The sequence below is a fragment of the Thioclava sp. NG1 genome (assembly GCF_003122275.1).
GTDB lineage: Bacteria > Pseudomonadota > Alphaproteobacteria > Rhodobacterales > Rhodobacteraceae > Thioclava > Thioclava nitratireducens.
Genome location: NZ_QFBB01000010.1, coordinates 171,986 through 179,086, shown reverse-complemented (window position 1 = coordinate 179,086; position 7,101 = coordinate 171,986). Strand labels below are relative to the sequence as shown.

The window sequence follows — 7,101 nt, the reverse complement described above, 5'->3', positions numbered from 1 at the left end:
TCCGTCCTCAAGTTGGGTCGGACTCTAATCGATGGTGGAGGAAAAATCCCGTGGCAGGTCAATCTGCCGAGCGCATCACGCGATAACCGCCTTGCGTGGTTCTGCTACGCTTCTCGCGGACCAAGACCCAGCAGCCGCGTCTTAAGAAGCAATCATGTGCTATCCAAACATGCGAGATGACGGCCGCTATGCCCTCTAATCAGCATACTTGTCCGAATGACCGGTTCTGGGAAGCTGCGTTGCAGCGCTCGACCAATGACGAAAGGCAGCTTTGGATCGATCGCGGCGCCCAAGCAGGAAGGGCGGGAAGCGGTCGTTCGCTGCGCGCGCCACGAAGGTCCGGTCTTGGAGAACGCAGGACGCTAACGACCCAATTTTCTGTGATACGCCGTCGCCTTCGGATTCATTCCGTAGGGTGAAAACAGCTTCGAGTTCAGACACGAAGCGAGGGGTCCGGTGCATGCCATGACCGAGGCGCAGATCAAGCCAACAACTGAAGAACTCCGCTCATTATCGATGAGTTGCGCGTCGAAGAAGAACAGGCCGATCATTTCCGAGATGCGTAGAAGCTCATTCCGGAAAAATCGAGGTCAATCAGTTCGGCGCGACGACGCCCGATAGTTCCGCGCTAAGCCTGCGCCAGCCCCAGGTAATGCGCCACAAGTTCGCGCGCGTTGTCGGGGTGGTGTCTGCGCCGGCCGGCCTCGATCTCCTTCGCCATCTCCACGACCTTGCGGTTCATCGGCGCCGCCTTGCCGCGCGCCTCGAGGAAATCGACCACCAGCCCGTTCACCTCGTCGACCTCGGCGCGACGGCCTTTGCGCCAATCCTGAAGCGAAGTCGTCAGCGTGTCGTCCCTTGAGAAGGTTCGAACGACCTCGTCGAAGATCTCGTCGACATAGCGTTCCGGGTGGTTACTCATCACCGGCGGCATCCCGATGATCGGCATGATGGTGGCGCCGTCAGCGAGTGCTGCCTCCATTGCCTCATAGCCGGCGCGCCGCATCACTTCGAGAAACTCGGGGTCGCGGACGCTGTCGCGCATCGCGGTGTCGATGATCGCCGTGGGGATCAGTTCGGCTGCATTCACCACCAGCTTCATCCATTTCGCCGAGCGGATATCGTCCACCACCTGAACGGTGCCGGAATTGCGCAGGATATCGGCGACGTCGTGGACCCGCGGCTGTTGCTCGGGGTCGAGCGCGCCAAGCGCGAACCAGCTTTCGTCCGTGTCGTTCTGGCGAGTCGTGATCCCCGGCTCCCACATGTTCGACGCAATCTGGATAACCGCGCCGATCGTGCGATGCGCGCCGACGATGTCGGCGATCGCCTCGTGGGTCATGCCGTTCTGCAGTCCCACGACGAACCCGTGCTCCGCCAGAACCGGCTTGATCATTTCCGCCGCCCAGCGGGTGTCATAGGCTTTCACCACCATGAAGACGAGATCGAAGGGCTCCTTGATTTCGGCGATCTCGCACAGATGCAACGCCTTGACCGGCGTGTGCAGCTGCCGTGTCGGCAGATTGACCGTCAGCCCCTTCTCGCGCATCGCCTCGACATGCGCCGGCCACTGGTCGATGAAGGTGACGTCGAGCCCGGCCAGCGCGAAATCGGCGGCGACCGATGCGCCCTGCGCACCGGTCCCGATAAAGGCGATCCGAGGGAAAGGGGTTTGCTTCGTCATCGGGCGTATCTCCTCGGTTGCGGTCATTGCATGATCATCCCGCCGTCGATCTGCAGGCATTGGCCGGTCATGTAATCGGAGTCCGGCGAGAGCAGGAAAGCCACCGTTCCGGCGACATCGGCGGGCGTCGAAGTCCGGCCGAGCGGGATCCCGGCGGCGAAGTTGCGCAGGGCCTCACCCGGCTCGGAGGAGACGCCCATTTCCATCAAGTCCTTGTCGAGCACCGTCCAGAGATCGGTCTCCACCACGCCGGGAGCGAAGGCATTGGCGGTGATTCCGTGCGGCGCGAGCGTGCGGGCCGCCGCCTGCGTCAGGCTGATGACCGCGGCCTTGCTTGCGCAATATGGGGCGAAATCACCGAAGCCGGCGCGGCCCGCCATCGAGGCGGTGCTGATGATCTTGCCTTTCCGCTTGGCCGCGATCATCGCCTTCGCCGCTTCCTGAATGCCGATCATCACGCCCATGCCGTTGACCGACATGATCTGGGTCCAGTTTTCCTCGGTCGTCTCGAGGAAAGGCTGAGGACGGTTGAAACCTGCGTTGTTGACTATGGCATGGAGAAAGCCGAACTCCGCCTCGCAGGCGGCAATGGCCGCGCGGGTTGCAGCCCGGTCAGTCACGTCGGTCTTGCAGAAGATCGCGCGTCTACCGTTGGCGGTGAGGGCTGCGGCGGCCTCCGCGCCAGCCTCTTGATCAAGATCGGCGATCACCACGCCGTATCCAGCCGCCGCGGCGCGCCGCGCAATCTCGAGACCAATTCCCCGTGCGGCACCCGTAACGACGACGCCGCCCATTTGCTCTTGTTCAGACATGATATCCTCCCCTGCTCAGGTCGTGCGGTGCAGCACGAAATCGTAGTTGGACTCCCACAGCGTTTCGCCGTTTTCGACCGGGGTGAACTCGGCGATCAGGGTTTCCTTGACGCCGAACACCGCATCCGAGGTCAGGTATTTGTCGCCCGCCACGAAAGTATGGGTCGTCACCGGATCAAAGCCCTCGGCGCTGACGATGAAATGCATATGCGCCGGGCGATACGGGTGACGCCCGAGCTTACCCAGCATCTTACCCACCGGACCGTCGTCGGGAATCGGGTAGGAGACCGGCTTGATCCCCTTGAACCAGTAGCGCCCGTCCGGCCCCGTGGTGAACACGCCGCGATTGTTGTTGCGCGGCTGAATGTCTGGCTGCTGGACGTCGTAGAAGCCGTCCTCGCTGTCCGACCAGACGTCGATCCGCGCGCCTTCGACCGGGTTGCCGTCGAGATCGGTGACCGTGCCATAGAAGCGGCAGGTCTCGCGCCCGCCCGCTTGCGTGATGTTCGCGCCCATCTCGTATTCCGGCACGCCATCGACATGGAACGGGCCGAGCACCGTGTTCTCGGTCGCCCCGGTCGGGCGGCGGTTGTTGATCGCATCGACCAGCATGGAGACGCCAAGCACGTCAGAAAGCAGGATAAACTCCTGACGGTTCTCGTCGCAGATCTGTCCGGTCTTGGTGAGGAAATCGATCGCGATATCCCACTCGGCCTGCGTCAGCTCGACGTCCTTCACGAAAGCATGCAGGTGGCGGACGAGGCTCGCCATCACGGTCTGGAGGCGCGGATCGGTGCTCTCCGAAACCCGGGCGTTGACGGTTTCGACCGAGGCTTCCTCGGTGAAATAGGCGATCTTCGGCTCTTGGGTCATGTCATTCATTCCTATCAGGTCGTGACGGGGCGCTGCCCGGCATGGGCGCGGCTCAGCAGGTCGAGAATGCCGTCGCGCGTGATTTCGCGCGGGTTCTTGTAGGGGTTCTGGACGGCCATATCGGCGGCGCGCGCCAGATCGCTTTCCTTGAGGCCATAGTCGGCCAGCGCGAGAGGGGCGCCGATGGAGCGCGCGAAGTCGTAGAGTCCGCCGCCCAGATCGCCACCAAACAGCTCGGTCGCGCGCGCCAGTTCGGCAGACGCCGCCGCGGCGTTATAGGCGGCGGTATGCGGCAGCAGGATCGCGTGGGTTTCCGCGTGGGGCATGTCGAACCCGCCGCCGAGCGTGTGGCAGAGCTTGTGATGCAGCGACATGGCGACCGCGCCCAGCACGGTGCCGCAGAGCCACGACCCGTAGAGCGCATCGGCCCGGGCATCTCTGTCGTCCGGCGTCTCGACGATCCGCGGCAGCGCCGATTTCAAGGCACGCAACCCTTCGACCGCCATCAGCGACGTGACCGGGTTCGCATCGGGCGCGTAGAGCGCCTCGACCGCGTGGGCCATAGCGTTCAACCCGCTCGCAACGCTCATCGCGACCGGCAGGCCCAAGGTCAGATCGGCGTCGTAGATCACAGTTTCCGGGCGGATCTTGGGGTCGCGGACGGTCGTCTTCTGCCCCTTCTCGGTCTGGCCGAGAATGTCGGTCGCCTCCGAGCCGGCATAGGTCGTCGCGATCACCACCTGCGGTGCGTCATTGCGCCAGGCGATGGCCTTGCCCAGACCGATGGTCGAGCCGCCGCCGAGCGCTACGACGCAATCGGCCTTGGTCTCGTTATAGTTCTTGAGCGCGGCCTCGGTCACGGCGACGGGCGTGTGCATCGCGGCTTCGGTGAAGGTTCCGGCCGCCATCTCCCCGAGGTCTTTCGCAAGCGCCTCGGCGTCGTTTTTCTGGAAGGGCGTCGACAGGATCAGCGCGCGGGCGCAGCCCAGTCTCTCCACCTCCTCGGCGACCTTCGCCAAAGTCCCGGAGCCAAAGACGATACGCCCGGGGCTGGATGTGTAGATGAACGCTTCAGGCATGGTTCCTCCCTGCGCCTCGCGGATACGAGGCGTTGAATTGAGCCAGCGTGGGCCGCGAGGTTACTCCTCGCGGCGCCGACGCGCGGTCGTGTAGATGAGCGCCGCCACGAGGATCAGCACCCCTTGGAAGCCGTATTGGTAGGCCTGCGACAACCCGAGGAAGGACACGGCGTTGAGCACTTCGGTCAGAAGCACCGCGCCCAGCAGCGAGCCGATGAAGGTGCCGCGCCCGCCGAGAAGGCTGGTGCCGCCCAGCACGACCGCGGTGATGCTGCCCAGCGTGTAGTTCACGCCCTGCGCCGGATCTCCGACGCCGATCTGAGCCATCAGCATGATCGCACCCAGTGCGGTCAGTAGCGACACGGCGATATAGCCGAGCACGAAGGTCCGATCCGTGCGTATCCCGATCCGCCGCGCGGATTCCTCGTGCGAGCCGACCGCGCGAAGCTGCCACCCTGCCCGCTTGCGGCGCAGACCCAGCTCCATCGCGATGGCGATCACGATCATCACCACGAAGGCGATTGGGACCGGCCCGAAGCTCCGGGTGAGCGTATCGATCACGTCGAAGGAGATGTAGCCGCCCGGGCCCTCACGCAGCACGAAGCTCAGGCCCTGCAGGCCGATGAACATCGCCAGGGTCGCGGCGATGGGTGTGAAATTGGCGAAACGGATCAGCACGCCGTTGATCAATCCGACGACGATCGCTGCGCCAAACATCAGCGCGAAACCGAGCGCCATTGTCGAGGCCGGGCTGCCATCGTTGATGAAGAACGACCCGATCACCACGAGGAAACCGGCAAGCGGCCCGACCGACAGGTCGATCCCGCCCATCAGCAAGGCAATGGTCTGCCCCAGCGCGATGAAGCCGAGCGCGGTGGCGAGGATCAGGATGTTCGAGACGTTGAAGGACGACAGGTAATTCTCGTTCTGCGCGCTCACAAAGAGCGCGAGCAGCACGGTCACCAGCGCAAGCGGCACGATGGTCGCGTTGTCGGTTTGCACAAAATGGCGCAGCTTCGCGCCGAAGCCCTCTTTCGCGCTCCGTTCCTCGGCCACGTGATGGGCATGCGTGTCAGCTTCGACCGCAGCACCGACGATGCGGGCTTCGGTGATGTCATCGCCGCGCAGCGTCTCGACGATACGGCCCCGCGACATGACCAGAACAATGTCGCACAGCCCTTCCAGTTCCGCCGCGTCCGAAGAGTTAACAATCACCGGCGTGCCCGCATCGGACACTTCGCGCAGGATCCGGTAGATCTCGAAGCGCGCACCGACATCGACACCCTGCGTGGGCTCGTCGGCCACGATGAAGCCCGGCTCCGACAGAAGCGCGCGGGACATCACGATCTTCTGCTGGTTGCCGCCCGAAAGCTGGGAGACCTTCGCCTCGACGCCCGCGGCTTTCACCGCCAGCGAGGAGAACACCTCCTGCACTTTCTGCATTTCCTTGCTGCGATCCAGAACGCCGCTCGAGGCATATTTGTCGAGCGAGGCGAAGGTCGCGTTTTCCCGGATCGTCAAATCCGCAGCGAGGCCTTCCGTATGGCGATCCGACGGCATGAAGGCCGCCGCGTGTTTCAACTCTTTCGGCGAGAGCGTGCGACCGTGGAGCTTGATCGCGCCGCGATAGGGCTGAAGGCCCACCAAGGCGCGCATCAGATCGGACTGGCCGTTGCCCTCTACACCGGCGACGCCAATGATCTGGCCGCGTCCGAAGGCGAAGGCCACATCCGAGAATTTGCGCCCGCTGAGGCCTTCGACCTCGAAATTGATCGGGGGATTGGCGTCGGCGCATTTCGGCGGGAAGGCAGAGGCAAGACGGCGCCCGACGATCAGATCCAGAAGTTGGGAATTGCTGATCTCGCTCGCAGGCGCGCTTCCCCGGTGACGGCCATCGCGCAGCACGGTCACGCGATCCGCGATCTGACGCAACTCGGCGAGACGGTGGGTGATATAGATGACGGCGGTGCCGGAGGCCTTCAGCGCCCGAACCTTCGCGAAAAGCATATCCGTCGCGTCCTGATCGAGCGCGGCCGTCGGTTCATCCAAAATAAGCACACGGGGCTGGACGGCGAGCGCTTTCGCCAGTTCCAGCAGGTGTTTCTGCGCGATGGTCAGCGTATCGACACGCGCGTTCAGCGGCACCTCAAGGCCGACCTCTTCCAGCAGACGCTTCCCGACGCGGTCCTTGCGTTCGCCTTGGAAAACTGAGGCAGGCAGTGACACCTGCAGGTTCTCGAGCACCGTCATGTCAGGCAAGATCGCCGGGTGCTGATAGGAGATCGCGACGCCAAGCGCCGACGAGCTTTCCGGCGAGAGCGGCATCACATCACGCCCGTCGAATTCGATCCGGCCGGTGCTGGGCTGCAGAACACCTGTGATCAGATTCATCAGGGTCGATTTCCCGGCCCCGTTCTCGCCCAGGATCGCGTGCACTTCGCCCGCGTGAATGTCGACGCTCACGTCGCTCAGGGCGCGGACCGCCCCGAAGGATTTCGACACGCCGCGCAAGCGGATCACGGGGGTGCCCGTTGACGTTTCGCGGAGCCCGTCCGCCTTCTCCATCGGTTCGATTTCAGCCAATGCTATCATCCGTTTAGTTCCGCCGATCTGAGGGGTTGGCGCGGGTATCTCCGGGCGGATAGCGCCGCCC

General features: G+C 63.8%; 5 protein-coding genes. All 5 read right to left on the bottom strand.

What is annotated here, in order from left to right; genetic code table 11:
- Window positions 1-628 precede the first annotated feature (628 nt).
- From DEM26_RS17110 to DEM26_RS17090, 5 genes are read right to left on the bottom strand one after another with little or no spacing between them, the layout of a single operon-like run.
- Entirely contained in the window at window positions 629-1,684 is a 1,056-nt protein-coding gene (locus DEM26_RS17110; RefSeq protein ID WP_109172914.1) for a ketopantoate reductase family protein, read from the bottom strand.
- Window positions 1,685-1,707: 23 nt separating this feature from the next.
- Window positions 1,708-2,496, bottom strand: a complete 789-nt coding sequence (locus DEM26_RS17105; protein ID WP_109172913.1) for an SDR family NAD(P)-dependent oxidoreductase — start codon at window positions 2,494-2,496, stop codon at window positions 1,708-1,710.
- A 15-nt stretch (window positions 2,497-2,511) separates the two neighbouring features.
- Complete coding sequence (locus tag DEM26_RS17100; RefSeq protein ID WP_109172912.1) at window positions 2,512-3,369, bottom strand: intradiol ring-cleavage dioxygenase; 858 nt, start codon at window positions 3,367-3,369, stop codon at window positions 2,512-2,514.
- 14 nt (window positions 3,370-3,383) lie between these two features.
- A complete protein-coding gene (locus tag DEM26_RS17095; RefSeq protein ID WP_109172911.1) occupies window positions 3,384-4,448 on the bottom strand; it encodes a maleylacetate reductase in 1,065 nt (354 codons plus the stop codon).
- A 60-nt stretch (window positions 4,449-4,508) separates the two neighbouring features.
- On the bottom strand, window positions 4,509-7,031 hold the full coding sequence (locus tag DEM26_RS17090; RefSeq protein ID WP_199224690.1) for an ATP-binding cassette domain-containing protein: 2,523 nt from the start codon (window positions 7,029-7,031) through the stop codon (window positions 4,509-4,511).
- Window positions 7,032-7,101: the final 70 nt, after the last annotated feature.